Genomic DNA, 21,289 nt, shown 5'->3' on the forward strand with positions numbered 1-21,289 from the left:
ACGGCCCATAATCCGGAGTTATGTGCGCCTCTGCCCTATTCTCTCTTTCGCAATCACCTTCCCCCACTATCGTCGCTCCCCGTTTCCCCCGGAGCGTAGCGAAAATGCACCTTCCAATTGCTGTCGACAGCTTCATTCAATTCTGTGTTGTCGAGCGCCGGCTGTCGCCGCACACTTGCGCGGCATATCGATTCGACTTGGCCGATTTCGGGAAGTGGGCCAAGGTCGATCTCGCCGAGATCACGACGGCGAGCCTGAAGGAGTACATGGAGGACATGGCGTCGCGAAAACTGTCGACGTCGACCGTTCGCCGCCGGCTCGCCTGCCTCAAGGCGTTTTTCCGCTACACCAGCGAAGCCAGCGGCCTTGCCAATCCGTTCGACGGCTGGCGGATCAGGATCGCGCGGCGCAAGCAGCTGCCGCGGTCGTTGTCGCGCGGCGAGGCTTCGGCGCTGCTGTCGACCTCGGGGCTTGCTCTGCCGAGGCTGAGCCGGAGCCACCAGGCGATCGAGATCGCGATCCGGCTGATGGTCTCGACGGGTTTGCGCGTCGGTGAATTGTGCGCGTTGCAGCGGGATGACGTGCTGTCGCAAGGCGCCGCGCTGCGTGTTCGCGGCAAGGGTTCACGCGACCGTATCGCCTATGTGTCCGACCCGAAGCTGGCGCTGGATCTGGTCGCCCTGAGCACGCGATCCGTGGCGAATGCCGCGCTGTTCCTCAATCGCGCGGGGCGACCGCTGCGGCCGCACTCGGTGCGCAGCCGGCTGCGCACGCTGGCCGAGCAGGCCGGCTTCCGGCGCAAGCTGACACCGCACATGCTGCGGCACACGGCGGCGACGCTGCTGATCGAGACCGGGGTCGATATTCGGTTCGTGCAGCGGCTACTGGGGCACTCCTCGATCTCGACGACGGAGATCTACACGCATGTCTCGGACGAAGCGTTGCGGACGACGCTGGCACGGGCGAATGTGTTGAGCAGTTTGGGCTGACGGCGGCCACACACTCCGCTGTCATCATCCGCGAAGGCGGATGATCCAGTATTGCCCAGACATCAGTTGGATACGGAGAGGCCTCGGCGTACTGGATGCCCCGCTTTCGCGGAGCATGACGGTGTGGCTTATGGCTTCACCTGTGCGGGCGGGCCGTACGCCTCGCCGTCCTTCGCCGCCTTTGGCTCCCGATCCCCCGCCAGCACGCGCTGCACCGAGACGAAGAACACCGGCACCATCAGCAGCGCCAGGATCACCACCGCGATCATGCCGCCCATCACGATGCTGCCGAGCGCCTGCTGGCTGGCGCCGCCGGCGCCGTGGGCGATGGCCATCGGCAGCACGCCGCAGATGAAGGCAAGGCCGGTCATCAGGATGGGGCGGAAGCGGAGGCGGCAGGCTTCGATGGTGGCCTCGACCAGCGGCTTGCCTTCCTTGCGCAGATCCTTGGCGAACTCGATGATCAGGATCGCGTCCTTGGCGGCGAGGCCGATGATGGTGATCAGGCCGACGGTGAAATAGACGTCGTTGGGCAGGCCGCGCAGCAGCGCCGCGATCACGGCACCGACGATGCCGAGCGGCACGGTGAGCAGCACCGCGAGCGGAATGGTCCAGCTCTCGTAGAGCGCGGCGAGGCACAGGAACACCACGAACACCGAGAGCGCGAGCAGGAACGGCGCCTGCGAGCCCGACAGCTTTTCCTGCAGCGACTGGCCGGTCCATTCATAGCCGAAGCCGCGCGGCAGTTTTCCCGCCAGCCGCTCCATCTCGGCGATGGCATCGCCCGAGGTGAAGCCGGATCTCGCTTCGCCGGAGATGCGCACCGCCGGATAATAGTTGAAGCCGGCGATCTGGGTCGGGCCGCGCGCCCACTCCACCGTGGTGAAGGAGGAGAACGGCACCAGCTGGCCGCGGCTGTTCTTGACGTTGTAGTTGAGGATGTCCTCGGTCCGCATGCGGTCGCGGGCATCGGCCTGCACCACGACGCGCTGCATGCGGCCGCGGTTGGGGAAGTCGTTGATGTAATTCGAGCCGAGATTGGTCGAGATCGTGTTGTTGATGTCCTCGAAGGTGACGCCGAAGGCGCCGGCCTTCTCGCGGTCGATCACGAGATTGACCACGCCGGCCTCGGGCAAGCCTTCGACATAGACCTTCTGGAGCACCGGGCTCGCATTGGCCTCCGCGATCAGCTGGTCGGCGGCGCTCATCAGGGCCGGATAGCCCTTCTGGCCGCGGTCCTGGAGACGGAACGAGAAGCCGGAGGAGTTGCCGAGATTGTCGATCGGCGGCGGCTGCAGCGCGGAGATCTTGGCATCGCGGATCGAGGATCCCAGGTCGCGGTTGATGTCGGCGACGATGGCGGCGGCGGAATCCTTCGGCCCGCGCTCCGACCAGTCCTTCAGGGTGATGAAGGCCTGCGCGGTGTTCATGCCCTGGCCGGAGAAGCTGAAGCCGGTGAGGAAGGTGACGTTGTCGACGCCGGGCCGCTGCGCCAGATATTTTTCGACCTTCTCGATCACCGCCTCGGTGCGGGCATAGGAGGAGTCTGACGGCGTCTGCACGTCGGTGGTGACAAAACCCTGGTCGTCGACGGGCAGGAAGCCGCCGGGCAGATTGACGAAGGCCCAGGACAGGCCGACCAGCAGCGCGACATAGACCAGCATCAGCCGTCCGGTGCGCTTCAGCGAGAAGCCGACGGTGCGGGAATAGCCTTCCTTGCCGCCTTCGAGCATGCGGTTGAACCAGCCGAACACACCCTTCTTCGCATGGCCGTGACCGGCGGCCACGGGCTTGAGCAGGGTCGCGCACAGCGCCGGGGTCAGCGACAGCGCGAGGAAGGCGGAGAAGCCGATCGCGGCGACCATGGTCACCGAGAACTGGCGGTAGATGATGCCGACCGACCCCGGGAAGAACGCCATCGGCACGAACACCGCCATCAGCACCAGCGTGATGCCGATGATGGCGCCCGATATCTGCGACATCGCCTTGCGGGTCGCTTCCTTCGGCGGCAGCCCCTCCTCGCTCATGATGCGCTCGACATTCTCGACCACGACGATGGCATCGTCGACGAGGATGCCGACCGCGAGCACCATGCCGAACATCGAGAGCATGTTGATGGAATAGCCGGCGAGCAGCAGCGTGGTGCAGGCGCCCAAGAGCGCCACCGGCACCACGATGGTCGGGATGATGGTGTAGCGGATGTTCTGCAGGAACAGGAACATCACCACGAACACCAGCACCACGGCTTCAACCAGCGTCGTCAGCACCTTCTTGATCGAGGCCTCGACCACCGGCGTGATGTTGTAGGGGATTTCGTAGGCGATGTTGGCCGGGAAGAAGCGCGACAGCTCCTTCATCTTCTCCTCGACCGCGCTGGCGGTCGCGAGCGCATTGCCGGTCGGCGACATCAGCACGGAGAGGCCGGCGGTCGGCTTGCCGTCGAGACGGGTGTTGAACTGGTAGCTGAGGCCGCCGACCTCGATGCGCGCGACGTCGCGCAGGCGCACCGTCGAGCCGTCGGCATTGGCGCGCAGGATGATGGAACCGAATTCGTCCGGCGAGGACAGCTGGCCCTTGACCAGCACCAGCGCGGAGGTGCGCTGGGTCGAGGTCGACGGCTCGGCGCCGATGCTGCCCGAGGCGACCTGCGCGTTCTGCGCCGAGATCGCCTTGTTGACGTCGTCGGCGGTCAGCCCATAGCCGACCAGCTTGGCCGGATCGACCCAGACACGGAGGCTGCGTTCGGTCGAATAGAGCGTGGCGCGGCCGACGCCGGGAATCCGGCGGATCTCGCCGAGCACGTTGCGGATCATGAAGTCGCCGAGGCCGACTTCGTCGAGGCTGCCGTCGGTCGAGTTCAGCGTGATGATCTGGAGCACGGCGCTGGAGGCTTCCTCGATCAGAATGCCCTGCTGGATCACCGCGCGCGGCAGGCGTGCCTCGACGCGCTTGATGCGGTTCTGCACCTCGACCGAGGCCGCGCTGGTGTCGGTGCCCGGCTGGAAATTGGCGATGATCTCGACCTGGCCGAGCGAGTCGCTGGTCGATTCGAAATTGAGGATGCCGGAGGCGCCGTTGAGCTCCTCCTCGATCAGCCGCGTGACGCTGTTGTAGAGGTTTTCCGGCGAGGCACCGGGATAGCTGGTCGAGATCGAGATCGAGGGCGGCGCGATGATCGGATATTGCGCGATCGGCAGCAGCGGGACCGAAATCGCGCCGATCAGACAGATGAACAGCGCGACGACCCAGGCGAAGATCGGCCTGTCGATGAAGAAACTCGCCATGGCGTATTACCGGGTCAGCTTCTGGGCGTGCCGGTTGTCCGCGGTCGCATCCGCCTCCGACCAGGATTGCGGCTTGACCTTGTCGCCGGCCGCGAACTTCTGGAAGCCTTCGACCACGACCTTGTCGCCGGCCTTCAGGCCTTCGGTGACGAACCAGATGCCGTCCTGCGCCGAGCCGGTGCGCACCGGCTGCACCGCGATGCGGTTGTCGTCCTTGACGACGAACACCTCGCTGCCGCCGCCGCCATTGCGCTGGATTGCCTGCTGCGGCACCGCGATCGCGTCGCTATCGAGGCCCTGGTCGATGCGGACGCGGACATACATGCCCGGCAGCAGCTCGCGCTTGGGATTGGGAAACTCGCCGCGCAGCGTCACCTGCCCGGTATGGGCGTCGACCTTGGCCTCGGAGAACAGCAGCTTGCCGTCGAGCGAATAGATGGTGTTGTCGTCGAGCACGAGCCGTACCTTGGCGGCATCGGCCGCGATGCGATCGAGGTCGCCGCTCTCGAAGGCGCGGCGCAGCTGGTTGAGCTCGTTCACCGACTGGGTGAAGTCGGCATAGATCGGATCGAGCTGCTGGATGGTGGCCAGATTGGTTTCGTTCTGGACCGCGAGCGCGCCTTCGCTGACCAGCGCCGCACCGACCACGCCGTCGATCGGCGCCCGCACGGTGGCGTAGTCAAGGTTGAGCTTGGCGCGCGCAAGGTCGGCCTTGCGGCCCTCGACCTCGGCATGGGCCTGGCGCTCGGCGGCAACGGCCTTCTCGTTCTCGGCTTCGGGCGCGGCGCGCTGGCTGGTGAGCGTGGCGATGCGATGCGCCTGCTGCCTGGCCTGCATCAGCCCGGCCTCCGCCTTGGCGAGCGCGGCCTCGTTGGCCATCACCTCGACCTCGAACGGACGCGGATCGATGCGGTAAAGCGCATCGCCCGCCTTGACCTCGCTGCCCTGGCGGAACAGGCGCTCGACCACGATGCCGGAGATGCGCGGGCGCACGTCCGAGACGCGCGTCGGCGAAATGCGGCCCGGCAGCTCGCGCACCACGGCGCGGGCCTGCGGCTTGACGACGACGATGCTGACGTCAGGATCGGCGGGCTGGGCAGCGCTGACTGCAGAGACGGATTCGTCGCAAGCGCCGAGCAGCGGCGTAAAGGCCGCGAGCATCATTGCAACGCATGCCGTTCGCGCGCGAAGTCCTGACATGAAGTTAAGTGCCCCGATGTTGTTGAAACCGATCACGCATCGTGCGAGCCCCGTTCCGGGCGATTTTCGCGCGACTGATGCCGTCAAAATAGAACGGACTTGCTGCGACGCAACGCATGGCGCGGGCGGCTCATTGCCACATGACTTATCGTGCTGACTTCACGGCGCTTTTCGGGGCTCACCGGATTGTGAGTCGGGTTCCCCCCGCGCGCTGCGACGGAACATCGCAATCAGGGGGCGGCTTTCATCCGGTAGCGACTGACGCCCCATTCAGTTCCATCGGCGTAGCCGAACAGGCCCGAGGCCGCGAGAAAGAACCAGCGCCAGCGCCGCATCCAGACCGCGGTCTCCTCGCCATAGACCTGACGCAAGGCCGCTTCGATGCTGTCGCGATGCGCATCGAAATTGGCGAGCCAGTCGTTGGCGGTGCGCTGATAATGGGTTCCGCTCCAGCACCATTCCTTCTCGATAGCAAAGATGTCGCCGAACTGCCGGATCAGATGATGGCTCGGCATCAGCCCGTCCGTGAAGATGTGCTGTGCGATCCAGTCTTCGCGGTCGGTCCGGTCGCACAGTTGGGAGCCGGAGCGATGGGTGGCGATATGCATGAAGAACCGCCCGTCCGGCGCGAGCCATGACCGCACCCGCGTCATCAGCTTGCGCCAGTTCATGATCCGCTCGAACATCTCGATCGAGACGATGCGGTCGAACTGCCCGTCAGGCGCGAACACGTTCATGTCCGCGGTGACCACGCGGAGGTTCAGCAGCCCGCGCTGCCGGGCGATGTCCTCGACATAGGCGCGCTGCGCCTGCGAGTTCGACACCGCCGTGATCTTCGCGTGCGGAAACTGCCGCGCCATCCACAGCGACAGCGAGCCCCAGCCGCAGCCGAGCTCGAGGATGGTCTGGCCGTCGGCGAGCCCGGCATGCTCGACGGACTGGCGCAGCGCCTCTTCCTCGGCCTCCTGCAGGGTGCTCGCGTCGGTCTTGTAGAAGCAGGATGAGTATTTCAGGTTGGGGCCGAGCACCTGCGCGAAGAACGAGGCGGGCACCTCGTGATGGCCGGCCTCCGCCTCGCCGGCGATCGGCCTTATCATCATCCGGCCGGCGAACGCGGCATCGTCGGCCGCGCCCAGGGCGGACAGGCGTGTTGCCGTGCGCGAACACAGCCGCTGGATCGCGGCGCGGATCACGACGTCAGGCAGAGGTACGCGCTCGGCAGTCCCGATGAGGGCGGACACGACGCTCATGCGACCACTCCGTCTCTGGGAGGCTGGGGCCAAAAACGGGCTAAGCCTGTGAAATCCCGCACTTCTGTAGGATACGCAGGTACCAAAGCGCGGTTTCAGCTTTCGGTTCCGGGCCGCCCCCCGAAATCGGTACATCCGGCGCTTTTTTTGGCCCGGCGCTGTGCCATAGTGCGCCCTGCAATCACGTTCGTAACGGATGATACCGGCCATGCCGTCTGGCGCCTCGCCCCGCTCCTCCATGGATATCGAGTACACAAAACTGTCCTCGCCCAGCGTTTTCCTGGTGCGGATGCTGGTCTTCCTGGTGCTCTGCGCGCTGGTGGGCGTGGTGCTCTACAAGCAGATCATCCAGGCCTTTTTCGCCAATCCCGGGCTCAATGCCCTGATCGGCGGGGTGCTGTTCATCGGCATCATCCTGGCCTTCCGCCAGGTGATCCGGCTCTACCCTGAGGTCTCCTGGGTCAATAATTTCCGCATCGCCGATCCGGGCCTCGCGCCGGCCCGGCACCCCAAGCTGCTGGCGCCGATGGCGATGATCCTGGGCGGCGAGCGCTCGGGGCGGATGACGATCACCCAGACCACCATGCGGCACCTGCTGGATTCGATCGCGACCCGCCTGGATGAAGCCCGCGACATCTCCCGCTACATGACCGGCCTCCTGGTCTTCCTCGGCCTGCTCGGCACCTTCTGGGGCCTGATCGAGACGGTCGGCTCGGTCGGCAAGGTGATCGACGGGCTCAAGGTCGGCGGCGATTCCGGCGCCCTGTTCGACACGCTGAAGGAGGGCCTCGCCGCCCCGCTCGGCGGCATGGGCATCTCGTTCTCGAGCTCGCTGTTCGGCCTCGCCGGCTCGCTGATCCTCGGCTTCCTCGATCTGCAATCGAGCCAGGCCCAGAACCGCTTCTACACCGACCTCGAAGACTGGCTCGCCACCACCGTGCGCGAATACGGCCACGGCGAGGTCGCGGTCGCTTCCGGTGGCGGGGGTGGCGTTGCCAGCGGCGAGCTTCAGGCGGCCGTCGAACGCTTGCGCTCCGTGCTCGAGGAAGGCAGCGCCAGCCGCGGCACCACGGCGGCAATGGCGAGCCTTGCCGAGGCGATCCAGGCACTGGTCTCGCACATGCGCACCGAGCAGCAGATGATCCGCGAATGGGCCGACGGCCAGGGCGAGCAGAACCGCGAGATAAGGCGCCTGCTGGAGCGCATCGCGCGTCAGCCCGAGAAGGGTTGAGGACGAAACGAAGGTCTCGTGCCCCGGACGCGATGCAGCACGACGTGATGCATCGCTGAGCCGGTGCCCAGCACCTTCTGAGTAACAGATGGGTCCCGGCTCTTCGCAGCAGCGTTGTACGCTGCAGCGCGTCCGGGACACGAGAGAACGGAGACGGAAATGGCTCTGGCGCGCGGCCGCCGCGGCGATACCTCGTTCAACTACTGGCCCGGCTTCGTCGACGCGCTGTCGACGCTGGTGCTGTCGATCGTGTTCCTGCTGTCGGTGTTCCTGGTCGTGCAGTTCTTCCTGTCGCAGGAGGTGACCGGCAAGGACAAGGCGCTGGAGCAGCTCAACGCCAAGATCGCCCAGCTCAACGAGCTCTTGTCGCTCGAAAAGCTCGGCAAGCTCACGCTCGACGACCAGGTCTCGTCACTGAAGGCCGGCCTTGCCTCGGCGGAGAGCGAGCGCGACCGCATCAAGGGCCTCTATGACGGTCTCGCCGCCGCCGGCAACGACGCGCAGGGCAAGACCTCCGAACTCGGCAAGGCGCTGGATTCCGAGAAGGCGGTTTCGGCGCGGGCGCTGGCGCAGATCGAGGTGCTGAACCAGCAGATCAGCGCGTTGCGCCGGCAATTGGCCGCGCTGGAAGAGGCGCTCGATGCATCCGAGAAGCGCGACAAGGAATCGCAGAACCGCATCGCCGATCTCGGCTCCCGCCTGAACGTCGCGCTGGCGCAGCGCGTGCAGGAACTGTCGCGCTACCGCTCGGAGTTCTTCGGCCGCCTGCGCGCCATCCTCGGCAACCGTCCTGACATCCGCATCGTCGGCGACCGCTTCGTGTTTCAGTCCGAAGTGTTCTTCGACACCGGACAGGCGGTGCTGCTGCCCGAGGGCCGCGCCGAGCTCGACACTTTGGCGACCGCGCTGATCGAGCTCGACAAGAAGATCCCGACCGACATTCCCTGGGTGCTGCGCGTCGACGGCCATACCGACGTGCGCCCGGTCAGCGGCGCGAACTTCAAGTCGAACTGGGACCTGTCGGCGGCGCGCTCGATCTCGGTGGTGCAGTACCTGGTCTCGCTCGGCGTGCCCGCCCAGCGCCTCGTCGCCGCCGGCTTCGGCGAATTCCAGCCGCTCGACACCGCCAACACGGAGGAAGCCTACAAGCGCAACCGCCGCATCGAGCTGAAGCTGACGGAGCGGTAGTGAGCGCGCTCCACCTCCGCCCCTATCGGCCCGAGGACGAGGCCGCCTCGATCGACCTCTGGCATCGCACCTGGCAGCGGGCCTATCCGCAGATCGATTTTGCCGCGCGGCTGGACTGGTGGCGGGAGCGCTGGAGGAAGGACCTGGTGCCGAAGGCCTCGATCGTTGTCTCCGAACAGAACGGCGTGCTGACCGGGTTCGTCACCATCGACGGCGAGGGCTATCTCGACCAGCTTGTGGTCGATCCCGATCACTGGGGCTCGGATGCGGCGCGATTGCTGGTGGATGAAGCCAAGCGGCTGTCGCCGTCAGAGATCACGCTGCTCGTCAACAAGGACAACGTTCGCGCCATCCGCTTCTACGAGCGCAACGGCTTTGTGAATGCCGGCGACGACGTGAATCCGACCTCGGGCCGGCCGGTGCTGAAGATGATGTGGCGGGCGTGACGTCAGTCACGCAGGGACATCGAGACGTTTGCTATTCGTGCCGGTGACGGCAAGCAGATGGAGAGGATCGATGAAGCTGAGCGACCTGACCAAGGGTTCAACGGTCCTGCTGGGCGTCATCGTCGCCGGATATGTGTCGACGACCTATGTCGACCAGCGTTTTGCCATGCCGGTCAAGACGGCGAGTGTGCCTGCTCCGACAAGCAGCCCAGCGCCAACGAACGGCCCCGCTCCATCGGCGTGCGTCGATGCGGACGGAAGCTGGAAGAACTGGCCGTGGCCGAACGTGCCGACGCTCTCGCCGAAGTGCAAATAACCCCGCTGCCAAATCAAATCGCGAGAACTACCCCATGCTCATTGTCAAATTCCCGGCGAACCGGCGCGCCGACCTGTAGCATCGCAATATGATCTCTCGACGTCATCTGCTGCGAGCGCCCTTGATGTTGCTGGCAGCTCCTGCGCGGGACGCCATCCCCGCCGGATCGCACGGACCAGCGGTTCGCGTGGTCGCCGATACCCCGAACAGCTTCTACGTCATGTCGCAGAACGTGCGTGGCACCGCTTTTGCCTATCATTTCATTCGCAACGTAGGTGGCAATTCGGCAACCGATCTTGCCGGCTCCTGGCCAAATTGGCGGTATGCCGGTTGCGCCGAATTCCCGAGCAGCTTGATGCCCTCAAGGGCAACGCCGTTGCGGACGTTCTCGAACGACATCGGGGCGCAAGACTACGCTTTTGTGTTGCCGACATCCGTGGGCAAATTCGCCGGGTCATATCACGGCGTTGGAGCGGGCGGCTCGCTGACGGCCGAGTCTCTGACAATTGACGGGCAGGCTTTCGACCCGATCTCGAGCGGCGCGATCGGCAGCGAGATTGTTCTCGCGCACAGCGTCTCGATCACCGATGGCACCAGCACCGTCACGGTTACTGGCTTCAAGGTCACAATCAACGCGAGTGGGATATTCTTCGACCCCGGGACGATCTCCTCCGCGGCCGCGCTGCCAACTGCCTATATCGGCATGGGCATTGCGACGGGGACATTCGACGAAGGGACCTTCACGCTGTCCAGTGGCGGCACCGAGTACAAGGTGCCGATCTCGGTGGGCTCTACGACCTACGGCCGCATTTACCTGCAAAAGGCCAACATGGTCAGCCTTCGTCGAACTTCGGACGGAGCGACCGTGCGGTTTACGACAAATGCACCGACGATCTCGGGCTATCGCAGAACATCTGTCGTGCGGGACGCCAACCTTGACCGATCGAAGTTCTACTTCGACTTCGGAAGCTCGAACGCGGCGTTCGGCTCGGTGACCGGAATTGCATGGTCGCAGACCTGTGAACTTGGTGCGACCAACGCGACTGCGTTCGCAGCCAACCTGATCACGAACGGGACGTTCAGCTCTGACGTGACCGGATGGACGGCTACCCACGGCGGCGGCAACATTGCATGGAACCCAGCCAATGGGGGCGTGCTGCGACAGACCCGGCATGCGGCTGCAATCGATGCCGGAGCGGTCCAGGCCGTGCCGACGACCATTGGCGTGCCTTACCTGTTGGCCGCCGAGACCAGTTATGCGCCGACTGTCGAAGGCTCATATTTGAACCCGTGCTCGATGGGTTTGTCCAACGCCGCCGGCGGCAGCACATCAAACCCAACCCCGGCTTATCCCCCGGTCGCCTTCGATCGGAATGGCTACAACGCGCACATCGTCATTCCAACCGCCACTACTCAATATGCCATGCTGCTGATGCGGGCGGGGGTAGCGTCCGGCCAGGACGCGATCATTGACACCTGCGATTGGGACAACGTGTCGATGTTCCCGCTATTGCCTTAGCGGCGCTCCGATCCGATCGGCTGTTCGGGTGAACCTGGTCCTGACCCCGAGGTTCCGATGGGCTGACCATTTGCAGAATGGCCGACTCCAACGCCGGGGGCGCTGACGGCACCTGGGGCCGTCTCGGCCGGTGCGGTGTTGGCGCCGGTCACGGCCTTCGTCGTAGCGCTGGCGTTATTGGTGTTGGTCTGTGATTGCTGAGAATTGGTGCTATTGGGATTCGATGGAGCCGAGGATGCTGCTGTGCTTGATATCCCCCCGCTCGGTCCGTTCGGATTGAAATAGTTCGTCGGATGATTTGGCGTCGCCTGCGGCTGACTCGCACTTGAAGTTGACGAGTTTGCGGAGTTGCCGCCCGCAGAGGTCCCCGCCGCGCTTCCTCCCGACCCCGTGGCCGCACTACCGCCCGACCCCGTAGCGGCACTGCCGCCCGACCCCGTAGCGGCACTGCCCGCCGATGAGCCGCCTGCGCCGGCTGCTGCTCCTCCACCGGCTCCGCCGGCTCCACCTCCCCCTCCGCCACCTCCACCTCCCCCACCTTGGGCGAACGCGGATGATGAGAAGGCAGCGCAGGCCAGCGCAACGATGAGGATCTTATGGTTCATGACAGTCTCCCTGGAACGGAGAGACAATTTGCGTGCAGGCTTGGTAGTTCCTCCGCGGCGAAAGTTACACGCCAAACGCGGATCCGCTCGCCAAGGAAAATCTTCGAGGCGCGTCACAACTCCTTTAAAGTAGCCAGGCGATCACCTGCCAGCTGACCCACACCATCGCGGCGATCCACGCGATCATCGCGATGCCGATCACACCGAAATAGGCGATCGGGAGAAGAGATTTGCCGAGCCGCCCGCCCTCGCCAATCGAAGCCAATTCCCCGGTTCTGTCGAGCATATCGAGATCCTGTCGTTTGGCGGAAAATATTGGCAGCGGGGCAGGAGGCACAACCAGTCCCTGCGATTAACCTCACCGGTCAACCTTAAGGCCGGTCACGTGAAAAATTGGCCGGAGGTCTTCTTCAAAGGCGATCATGGTTGACGCGCGAAGGATCGGGCCCTGGCGGTCCCGCACCTCGATCCGTCCCGTAATGCGACCATCAGCACACGGTCCAGTATTGTTTGACCGAGCGCCTCGAGCGCCAGACGTCTGGCATCGTCGATTCCAGGGAGATCAACGCCGTCATCGTCGATCTCGATACCGGCATCGTCGTGATAATCGAAGTAGACCCTGGGCATGAGGCGCTAACTTGGCCCATGCCGTCGAGTTCCTGTTTTTCCCGACCTCAAGCAATTCCAGTTTTCGAGAATGCTTCACGGGCCGCGATCGAGATTCGGCAGCCGCCTGGGGATGCTCTCAGGCGGTATCTGTGACACGCGACGATGTTCCGCGAGCAGCATCGCGGGGGTGCTTTCGCACTATTTCGACGGAGCCGGCCGCATTTGCTCTGCGGGCAATGAAGGAAGCCCGAAACTGGTTCGGGCATCATCAGTGTGCCACGGTCGCCAGGCCGGCTCCGCAGCGACGCGCCGCGCATCTTCAACGCGTTCCGCCGCGATCTTTTCGCGATGGGTCAAACCGGTCAGAGGGTCTCGTTCTTCAACTTCGGCCGCGAAGCTGGAACTGGTCGCCATGGCGAGTAGCGCGAAGGCCAATTTGAGTGTCTTCATTGCAGGAGCTTATACGAGATGCGGCGATAAAGGCCGCCTTTGTTCAACCGCAATTGAACGACCCGTGCGGGCCTCGGCTTCCGCCAATAGAGGGGGAATTCAGTACGCCGGCGCTTCTCGATTTATCATTGCTGCCTCGAAAGACACGATCGCCCGCCTGCGCGGGCGATGACACCCTGAGTGTGGCAGCGTTTTGAACGCCTGAGCCTCACGCCCCCTCGAACTGCAACCTCGCCAGCCGCGCGTAGAGCCCGTTCGCGGCCACGAGCTCGGCATGCGTGCCCTGCTCGACGATCTTGCCCTGGTCCATCACCAGGATGCGGTCGCAGGAGAGCACGGTGGCGAGGCGATGGGCGATCACGAGGGTGGTGCGGTGGCGCATCAGCTCTTCGAGCGCGGTCTGCACCAGCGTCTCGCTTTCGGCGTCGAGCGCGGAGGTTGCTTCGTCGAGCAGCAGCAGCGGCGCATCGCGCAGGATGGCGCGGGCGATGGCGATGCGCTGGCGCTGGCCACCGGAGAGCGTGACGCCGCGCTCACCCAGCGGCGTGTCGAAACCTTCTGGCAGGCGGCGGATGAATTCGGCGGCATGCGCGAGCTCGGCCGCGCGCTCGACCTCGGCGTCGGTCGCATCGGGCCGGCCGAACCGGATGTTCTCGCGGGCGCTGGCGGCGAACACGTTGGATTCCTGCGGCACCAGCGCGATACGCGAGCGGAAATCGCGGGGATCGGCGGACTTCACCGGCACGCCGTCGAGCGAGATCGCGCCATTGCGCGGATCGTAGAAGCGCAGCAGCAGATGGAAGATCGTGCTCTTGCCCGCGCCGGAGGGACCTACGATCGCAACCTTCTCGCCGGGGCGCACCGTGAAGGATATCGCGTCGAGCACGTTGACGTCCGGCCGCGCGGGATAGGAGAAGCTGACATGATCGAAACCGACTTCGCCACGCGCCGGCACCGGCAGCGCGCGCGGCGATGCGGGCGCGGCGATCTCGGGCTTCACATGCAGGATCTCGAACAGGCGCTCGGCGGCGCCTGACGCCGCCGACACCTCGCCCCAGACCTCGCTGAGCTGGCCGAGGCCGGCGGCGGCGAAGGCCGCATAGAGCACGAACTGGCCGAGCCGGCCCGGCGTGATCGTGCCGATCAAAACGTCATGCGAGCCGATCCAGAGGATCGCGACCACGCTCGCGAACACGATGAAGATGATGATGGCGGTGAGCACGGCACGCGCCTGGGTCGAGGTGCGCGCGGCCTCATAGGCCTGCTCGACCTCGCCGCCAAAACGCTTCGCGGCCAAGCCTTCGCTGGTATAGGCCTGCACGGTGCGGATCGAACCGATCAGCTCGCCGGCATAGGCGGAGGCGTCGGCGAGCGTGTCCTGCGCGTTGCGCGACAGCCGCCGCACCCAGCGCCCGAAGGCGACCAGCGGCAACACGATCAGGGGAATGGCGAGCAGCACGAAACCCGAAAGACGCGGGCTGGTGATCACCATCATCGCCGCAGCGCCGAAGAACATCATCAGATTGCGCAGCGCGATCGAGACCGAGGCGCCGACGGCGGATTTGATCTGCGTGGTATCGGCCGTGAGCCGCGACACCAGCTCGCCGCTACGCGCGGAGTCGAAGAAGGACGGCGAGAGCGAGAGCAGGTGGGCGAAGACGTCGCGGCGCAAATCGGCGACGATGCGCTCGCCGATCGTCATCACGAGATAGTAGCGCGCGGCGCTCGCGAGCGCGAGCACCGCGACCACCGCGATCATCACCGAGAAGTAGCTGTTGATCAGCGCGATGCCCTCAGGCGTCAGACCAAAATCGATCATCCGCCTCACGGCGATCGGCACCAGCAGCGTCGTCAGCGCGGCGATCGTCAGCGCGACGAAAGCCAGTGCCGCCCGGCCACGATAGCGGGCCACATAGGGCGCGAGCGCCAGCAGCGGCCGCAGCTTGGCGCGGCTCTTGGCGGGCTGCTCGATCAGCTCGGCTTCGATCGACGGGGCTTCTGCCGGCCCGGTTTCAAGCCGTTCTACTGCGCTCATTGGAATCCGACCAAAAGAGAGACGTTTGCTCCACATAGGCCGGTGCAGGGGGAGTGGCAAATCCGGGATGTCCCTTAGGGGACGGCCCGGTTCTCAAGTCCCCACAATGGCTTGTTTTAAGGGGGCCTGTGGGGTATAGACCCGGCCAAATCCGTCATTCGATAGCCACCCAAGCAAGGCGCCGGGCGCCCTAGGAATTGCCATGAAAGCCGAAATTCATCCGAATTATCATACGATTAAGGTCGTTATGACCGACGGGACCGAGTACCTGACCCGCTCCACCTGGGGCAAGGAAGGCGACACGCTGAACCTCGACATCGACCCGAAGTCGCACCCGGCCTGGACCGGCGGCAACGCCCAGATGCTCGACCGCGGCGGCCGCGTCTCGCGCTTCCAGAAGAAGTTTTCGGGCTTCCTCAAAAAGGATTGATCCGGCCTGCAAGGCTGGAGACGAAAAACGCCCCCGGAGAGCCGGGGGCGTTTTTGTTTTGGGGGTGTCGCGTCGCTACCAGACCCGTCGTCCTGAGGCGCGAGTGGCGCGATGCAAGACATTGCGCCGGGAGCCTCGAAGGATGGACGGCCGAGATGCAGCAGCCGGGCCGTCGCCCTTCGAGGGCCGCTGAAGAAGCGGCCACCTCAGGGTGACGGTTCACCATCAAATGCGCGGATAGAAAATTACCGCTCGAACGCCGCCTTCAGCGCGTTGAGGTGCGGCACCAGCGGGTTGCCGATGGCGATGTGTTCGGCCGGCGGGGTGTGGATGGTGGTGTCGAGACGGCGCACCCGGGTCTGAAGGCTCATCGAGCGGTGGATCAGTTCCTGGAGCTGCAAGGGCAGCTTCTCGATGGTATCCGTGGGGCCGGGATCGGCGGCGCTGAGCTTGACCTTGGTCTTCTCGCGGTTGGCCTGGACCAGCGTCATCTCGCCTTCCTTGACCGCGCGGTGCAGCAACAGCCACGAGGCGAGCTGCATCAGGCGGGTGGTGAGGCGCATGCTCTCGGTGGCGTAAGTGAGGCTGACGGCGCGATCCAGCGCCTTGGCCTCGGTGCGGCCGGCGCCGTCGAGATAGGCGGCGGTCTCTTCGACCAGGTCCATGCCCTCACGGAACAGGACACCGAACGCCGCAGAATTGGTGAACCGCTCGCTGAGTTGAACGAGAGCACCTTCGGCTTGCAAACGTTCCATGGTTAACGCCCCTTACGCAACTGTTTACCCACCCGGCTTTGGCGCCGGCTTTATGATGAACAAATCATTGCGCGGGCGGGACGCGGAGTCCAGCGACAAGCGCGGATATGGTTTCCGCGGGTCTTTCCTTGGAATTCAACCCGGGCGAGACGCCGCGGAATGGGACAGGACGCAAAAAAGAGCCGCCGGAAAACCGGCGGCTTTGAAAGTTGATAACAGGGAGGCGTCAAACAGAGTGGACAGGAGCCACTCGGTGTCCAAACGAGGACAGTTCCAAGTCATAAAGCCGAAAGCTTAATCGGGAGTAAACGAGCGAATTTTTTGAGGGTTCGTTAGCCATGTCGGCCAGAGGCCGAGCCCGCTGCTATGATGATCTCCCTCCCGTCATTCCGGGGCGCGACGAAGTCGCGAGCCCGGAATCCATAATCACAAGCGGATGGAGCGGCCCGCGTCGATTAGCCTGCCCCTTTCAACGGCCTGTGGTTATGGATTCCGGGCTCGGCACTGCGCGCCGCCCCGGAATGACGACGGCATGGGTCCCGGTTCGGTGCGGCAGCGCTACGCGCCGCAGCGCGCCCGGGACACGAGATGAGAGTTCGGAGCCTACGACTTGAAAATACTGTTCGCCGCATCGCGGGAGGCGCGCTTCCTGGTGGCGGCGTCTTCCAGCCTTGTGATCTCGGTCTTGAGCAGGGCGACGCGCTCGGTCAATTCCTCGACTGACAACAGTGAGAGATCCTGTCCGATGTCATGGCTGATCTTCCTGCGCGGCTTGTCGTCGTCTTCCATCGGCATTGTCGTTCCTCCTGCGTTCGCATCACAAGCGGCTGAGGCGGTTGCCAGCTTGGACCGCGCTGGCTAAGCAAAGGCCTCGTTTCCTCCCGCACCTTTGCTCAAGGACACATCATGGACAAGCTGCCCGCGCAAATGACCGTGGTCGCCATTTCCAAGCCCGGCGGACCGGAGGTGCTGGTGCCGGAACAACGCAGCCTGCCGCAGCCCGGCCCCGACGAGATCCTGGTCAAGGTGCAGGCCGCCGGCGTCAACCGGCCCGACGTGGCGCAGCGCTCCGGCGCCTATCCGCCGCCGCCCGGCGCCAGCGACCTGCCCGGCCTCGAAATCGCCGGTGAAGTGGTCGCCGTCGGCAGCAACGCCAAGCGGCACAAGGTCGGTGACATCGTGATGTCGCTGGTTGCCGGCGGTGGCTATGCACAGTACTGCATCGCGCAGGACGGCCAGGCCATGAGCGTGCCGCCATCGCTGTCGATCAAGGAAGCCGGCGCGCTGCCGGAAACCCTGATGACGGTCTGGCACAACGTGTTCGAGCGCGGCGGGCTGAAGGCCGGCGAGACGCTGCTGATCCACGGCGGCTCATCCGGCATCGGCACCATGGCGATCCAGCTTGCGAAGGCATTCGGCGCAAAGGTGTTCGTCACCGTGGGATCGCAGGACAAGATCGACGCCTGTCTCAAGCTGGGTGCCGACCGCGCCATCAACTACAAGACCGAGGACTTCGTCGCCGTGATCAAGGAAGAGACCGACAAGGTCGGCGTGAACCTGATCCTGGACATGGTCGCCGGCGACTATGTCGACCGCAACTACGACGCAGCGGCGGTCGATGGCCGCATCGTGCAGATCGCGACCCTCAACGGCCCCAAGATCAGCGTCAATATCGCCAAGGTGATGGTCAAGCGCCTGACGCATACCGGCTCGACCCTGCGCCCCCGTAGTAATGCGGACAAGGCGGCGATGGTCGCCGCAATCGAGGCGAAAGTGATGCCGCTTTTGCGCGAAGGCCGGGTCAAACCGCTGATGGACAGCTCTTTCCCGCTGGAAAAGGCATCCGACGCCCACCGGCGCATGGAGACGAGCGCACATATTGGCAAAATTGTGTTGGAGGTCTAGGCCAACGGCCCAGCCGTGACGCCGGAAACCCTTTGATTTTCCTTGCTTTCGTGGCATCTATCGCGACGCACCGAACCACTTCCGTCCGGTCTGAAATCGTCTTTTAGAACCTTCTTGCACACAGAGTTTGCGTCGAACGCGGAGAGCTGACCTTGCGTCTGATCAGGTGCCTCGCGCCCATCGCGCTGGGCCTCATGATTCTCGTCGCCGCGCATCCCGCGCGCGCGCTCGACGCCGTCAGCGTCCGCGGTGACGCGCCCGCGATCGACCTCACCGGTGTGCTCGAGCATCAGCGCAGCGATGCCGATCGTATCCAGGTCTCGACCGCGCCCGGCACCGACGGCATCGTCCGCCGCATCGAGGTGCGCGCCCGCGAAGGTGGCCAGAACTGGGTGGTGTTCGCGCTCGCCAACAACACCGACGACCAGCTCGACCGCCTGATCGTCGCCCCGCATTACCGCATCGTGTCGTCCGGCCTGCTGTGGCCCGACCTCGGCCTGTCGCGCATCGCCACCATCACGCCCTCGACCGGCGACCGGCCGGAGCGGCAGGAAAGCCCGACCGCCGACGTGTTCCGCATCACGCTCGACCCCGGCGCCGTCATCACCTTCGTCGCGGAACTGCGCACCGACAAGCTGCCGCAGCTCTATCTGTGGGAACCGGAAGCCTACAAGGACAAGGTCAACTCGTTCACGCTGTACCAGGGCATCGTGATCGGCATCTCCGGCCTGCTTGCGCTGGTGCTGACCATCCTGTTCGTCGTCAAGGGCAGCATCATGTTCCCGGCGGCCGCGGCGCTGGCCTGGGCGGTGCTGGTCTATATCGGCGTCGATTTCGGCTTCTGGGGCAAGGTGCTCGACATGTCGAACAACGCCGAGCGCATCTGGCGCGCGGCGGGTGAAGCGATATTGGCGGCGACGCTGCTGGTGTTCCTGTTTGCCTATCTCAACCTCAGTCGATGGCATGTGCGCTATTCGCACATCACGGTGGGCTGGCTCGCGTTCCTTGGGTCCCTCGTTGCGCTCGCGCTGTTCGATCCGGCGGTGGCCTCCGGCATCGCGCGCATCTCGCTGGTGCTGATCGCCTTCGCCGGCTTTGCGCTGATCGTCTATCTCTCCACCCACGGCTTCGACCGCGCGGTGCTGCTGATCCCGACCTGGTTCCTGCTGGTGGTCTGGGTGGTCGCGGCCGGCATGACGGTTGCGGGTTCCGTCACCAACGACATCGTCGGCCCTGCCCTGCTCGGCGGCCTCGTGCTGATCGTGATGCTGATCGGCTTCACGGTGATGCAGCACGCTTTCGCGGGTGGCGGCGCCACCACCGGCGTCGTCTCCGACATCGAGCGCCGCGCACTGGCGCTGGCCGGTTCCGGCGACCTGATCTGGGACTGGGACGTTTCCGCCGACAAGGTTTTCACCAGCCCCGAGACCGAATCCCTGCTCGGCCTCAAGCGCGGCACGCTGGAGGGACCGGCGGCGTCGTGGCTGGAAGTGCTGCATCCGCTCGACCAGGACCGCTTCCGCGCCGCGCTCGACAGCGTGCTCGACCAGCGCCGCGGCCGCCTGGTGCAGGATTTCCGCCTGCGCACGCCGGACGGCCATTTCATGTGGTTCGCGCTGAAGGCGCGCCCGGTGGTCGGCTCGGACGGCGAGGTCTCGCGCGTGGTCGGCACGCTGACCGACGTCACTGAGCTGCGCAACGCCGAGGAACGCCTGCTGCACGATTCCGTGCACGACAACCTCACCGGCCTGCCCAACCGCAAGCTATTCATGGACCGGCTCGGCGGTGTCGCGAATTTCGCCAAGTCCATGCCGACGCTGCGGCCGACGTTGATGGTGATCGACCTCGACCGCTTCAAGCAGGTCAACGATTCCGTCGGCATCGCGGTCGGCGATTCCATCCTGCTGACGCTGGCCCGCCGCCTCACCCGCATCCTGAAGCCGCAGGACACGCTGGCCCGGCTCGCCGGCGACCAGTTCGGCCTGATCCTCCTGTCCGAGCAGGATCCGGCCCGCATCACCGCCTTCGCCGAGACCATCCGCAAGACCATCCGCGCGCCGATCGCCTTCAACGAGCGCGAGATTTTCCTGACGGCCTCGATCGGCCTCGCCCTGTCTGATCCTCAGACGCAATTGACGGATGAGATCATCAAGGACGCCGAGCTTGCGATGTATCATTCCAAGCGCATCGGCGGCGACCGCATCGACGTCTACAAGCCCGCGATGCGCGCGCGAAAAACCGACCGGCTGACGCTGGAGAGCGAGCTGCGCCGCGCCATCGAGCGGCAGGAGCTCACCACCCTGTACCAGCCGATCGTGCGGCTGGAGGATCGTTCGGTCGCCGGCTTCGAGGCGCTGGTGCGCTGGGATCATCCGAAGCTCGGGCGCATGGCGCCGTCTGAGTTCATCAGCATCGCGGAAGAGACCGGCCTGATCGTCGACCTCGGCATGTTCGTGCTCGACCAGACCGCAAAACAGCTCTCGATCTGGCAGCGCGCGATGCGCTCGCGCGAGCCGATCTTCGCGAGCGTCAATGTCTCCTCGCGGCAGCTTTTGCGCCACGATCTGATCCACGACATCCGCACCGTGCTGTCGCGCTCCTCGGTGGCGCGCGGCACGCTGAAGCTGGAGCTGACGGAATCGCTGGTGATGGAGAATCCGGAGCACGCCGCGCAAATGCTGACGCGGATCCGCGAGCTCGGCACCGGGCTGTCGCTCGACGATTTTGGCACCGGCCATTCGTCGCTGGCCTATCTCCAGCGCTTCCCGTTCGACACCATTAAGATCGACCAGTCCTTCGTGCGCACCACCAACCGCGGCACCCGGCCCGTGATCCTCAAGTCGATCATCGCGCTCGCGCACGACCTCGGCATGGACGTGGTGGCCGAAGGCGCCGAGACCGATTCCGACGCGGTCGAGCTCTACCAGATGGGCTGCGAATACGCGCAGGGCTTTGCCTTCGGCGAGCCGATGGACGCGGATGCCGCGATGCGGCTGCTCACGGAAGTGCGACTGGAAGCGGCGAGCTGATCTCGCTATTCGCGCGCAATATCAAACCGTCATCCTGAGGCTCGTCCT

18 protein-coding genes are annotated in these 21,289 nt (G+C 64.9%); 9 read left to right on the forward strand and 9 right to left on the reverse strand.

Annotated elements, in window-relative coordinates:
- The first annotated feature begins 104 nt into the window (after window positions 1–104).
- The gene (locus tag PMI42_RS18870; RefSeq protein ID WP_008136974.1) at window positions 105–989 is read left to right on the forward strand and encodes a tyrosine-type recombinase/integrase; all 885 of its coding nucleotides are present in this window, start codon (window positions 105–107) and stop codon (window positions 987–989) included.
- Window positions 990–1,117: 128 nt separating this feature from the next.
- Here the strand turns inward: PMI42_RS18870 and PMI42_RS18875 are convergent, their stop codons facing one another.
- From PMI42_RS18875 to PMI42_RS18885, 3 genes are all read right to left on the reverse strand, one after another.
- Window positions 1,118–4,273, reverse strand: coding sequence for a multidrug efflux RND transporter permease subunit (locus tag PMI42_RS18875; protein WP_008136975.1), 3,156 nt, complete (start codon window positions 4,271–4,273; stop codon window positions 1,118–1,120).
- Window positions 4,274–4,279: 6 nt separating this feature from the next.
- On the reverse strand, window positions 4,280–5,473 hold the full coding sequence (locus PMI42_RS18880) for an efflux RND transporter periplasmic adaptor subunit (protein WP_085969647.1): 1,194 nt from the start codon (window positions 5,471–5,473) through the stop codon (window positions 4,280–4,282).
- 230 nt (window positions 5,474–5,703) lie between these two features.
- Window positions 5,704–6,723, reverse strand: a complete 1,020-nt coding sequence (locus PMI42_RS18885; RefSeq protein WP_008136977.1) for an SAM-dependent methyltransferase — start codon at window positions 6,721–6,723, stop codon at window positions 5,704–5,706.
- 208 nt (window positions 6,724–6,931) lie between these two features.
- Here PMI42_RS18885 and PMI42_RS18890 point away from each other — a divergent pair, with 208 nt between their 5' ends.
- The 5 genes from PMI42_RS18890 (at window position 6,932) to PMI42_RS18910 (ending at window position 11,423) form a co-directional block, all read left to right on the forward strand.
- Window positions 6,932–7,954, forward strand: a complete 1,023-nt coding sequence (locus tag PMI42_RS18890) for a hypothetical protein (protein WP_008136978.1) — start codon at window positions 6,932–6,934, stop codon at window positions 7,952–7,954.
- A gap of 159 nt (window positions 7,955–8,113) precedes the next feature.
- Window positions 8,114–9,142 carry a peptidoglycan -binding protein gene (locus PMI42_RS18895; RefSeq protein ID WP_008136980.1) on the forward strand — a complete coding sequence of 343 codons (1,029 nt, stop codon included), beginning with the start codon at window positions 8,114–8,116 and terminating at the stop codon, window positions 9,140–9,142.
- A complete protein-coding gene (locus tag PMI42_RS18900; RefSeq protein ID WP_008136986.1) occupies window positions 9,142–9,588 on the forward strand; it encodes a GNAT family N-acetyltransferase in 447 nt (148 codons plus the stop codon). The genes PMI42_RS18895 and PMI42_RS18900 overlap by 1 nt, the downstream gene beginning before the upstream one ends.
- A 70-nt stretch (window positions 9,589–9,658) precedes the next feature.
- The gene (locus PMI42_RS18905) at window positions 9,659–9,904 is read left to right on the forward strand and encodes a hypothetical protein (protein ID WP_008136992.1); all 246 of its coding nucleotides are present in this window, start codon (window positions 9,659–9,661) and stop codon (window positions 9,902–9,904) included.
- Between the two features lie 124 nt (window positions 9,905–10,028).
- Window positions 10,029–11,423, forward strand: a complete 1,395-nt coding sequence (locus PMI42_RS18910; protein ID WP_008136994.1) for a hypothetical protein — start codon at window positions 10,029–10,031, stop codon at window positions 11,421–11,423.
- Window positions 11,424–12,152: 729 nt separating this feature from the next.
- On the opposite strand, the gene PMI42_RS39255 is transcribed toward PMI42_RS18910, so the two are convergent.
- The 4 genes from PMI42_RS39255 to PMI42_RS18925 form a co-directional block, all read right to left on the reverse strand.
- Window positions 12,153–12,314, reverse strand: coding sequence for a hypothetical protein (locus PMI42_RS39255; protein WP_008136995.1), 162 nt, complete (start codon window positions 12,312–12,314; stop codon window positions 12,153–12,155).
- A 134-nt stretch (window positions 12,315–12,448) separates the two neighbouring features.
- On the reverse strand, window positions 12,449–12,655 hold the full coding sequence (locus PMI42_RS40770) for a DUF6894 family protein (protein ID WP_035966105.1): 207 nt from the start codon (window positions 12,653–12,655) through the stop codon (window positions 12,449–12,451).
- A gap of 180 nt (window positions 12,656–12,835) precedes the next feature.
- Window positions 12,836–13,087, reverse strand: a complete 252-nt coding sequence (locus PMI42_RS39260; protein ID WP_157195779.1) for a hypothetical protein — start codon at window positions 13,085–13,087, stop codon at window positions 12,836–12,838.
- A 208-nt stretch (window positions 13,088–13,295) separates the two neighbouring features.
- A complete protein-coding gene (locus PMI42_RS18925; protein ID WP_008136996.1) occupies window positions 13,296–15,122 on the reverse strand; it encodes an ABC transporter ATP-binding protein/permease in 1,827 nt (608 codons plus the stop codon).
- A gap of 202 nt (window positions 15,123–15,324) precedes the next feature.
- Between PMI42_RS18925 and rpmE the strand changes: the two genes are divergently transcribed.
- A complete protein-coding gene (gene rpmE, locus PMI42_RS18930; RefSeq protein WP_008137002.1) occupies window positions 15,325–15,552 on the forward strand; it encodes a 50S ribosomal protein L31 in 228 nt (75 codons plus the stop codon).
- Window positions 15,553–15,797: 245 nt separating this feature from the next.
- On the opposite strand, the gene rcdA is transcribed toward rpmE, so the two are convergent.
- Both rcdA and PMI42_RS18940 read right to left on the reverse strand, forming a co-directional pair.
- Window positions 15,798–16,307: a protease adaptor protein RcdA gene (gene rcdA / locus PMI42_RS18935; RefSeq protein WP_008137003.1), complete on the reverse strand. Its 510-nt coding sequence runs from the start codon at window positions 16,305–16,307 to the stop codon at window positions 15,798–15,800.
- A 603-nt stretch (window positions 16,308–16,910) separates the two neighbouring features.
- Window positions 16,911–17,102, reverse strand: a complete 192-nt coding sequence (locus PMI42_RS18940; protein ID WP_008137004.1) for a DUF1192 domain-containing protein — start codon at window positions 17,100–17,102, stop codon at window positions 16,911–16,913.
- A 111-nt stretch (window positions 17,103–17,213) separates the two neighbouring features.
- Between PMI42_RS18940 and PMI42_RS18945 the strand changes: the two genes are divergently transcribed.
- Window positions 17,214–18,212, forward strand: a complete 999-nt coding sequence (locus tag PMI42_RS18945; protein ID WP_008137006.1) for an NAD(P)H-quinone oxidoreductase — start codon at window positions 17,214–17,216, stop codon at window positions 18,210–18,212.
- Between the two features lie 152 nt (window positions 18,213–18,364).
- Window positions 18,365–21,241: an EAL domain-containing protein gene (locus PMI42_RS18950; RefSeq protein WP_008137007.1), complete on the forward strand. Its 2,877-nt coding sequence runs from the start codon at window positions 18,365–18,367 to the stop codon at window positions 21,239–21,241.
- The last annotated feature ends 48 nt before the right edge of the window (window positions 21,242–21,289 follow it).

Source organism: Bradyrhizobium sp. YR681, assembly GCF_000282615.1.
Taxonomy (GTDB): Bacteria; Pseudomonadota; Alphaproteobacteria; order Rhizobiales; family Xanthobacteraceae; genus Bradyrhizobium.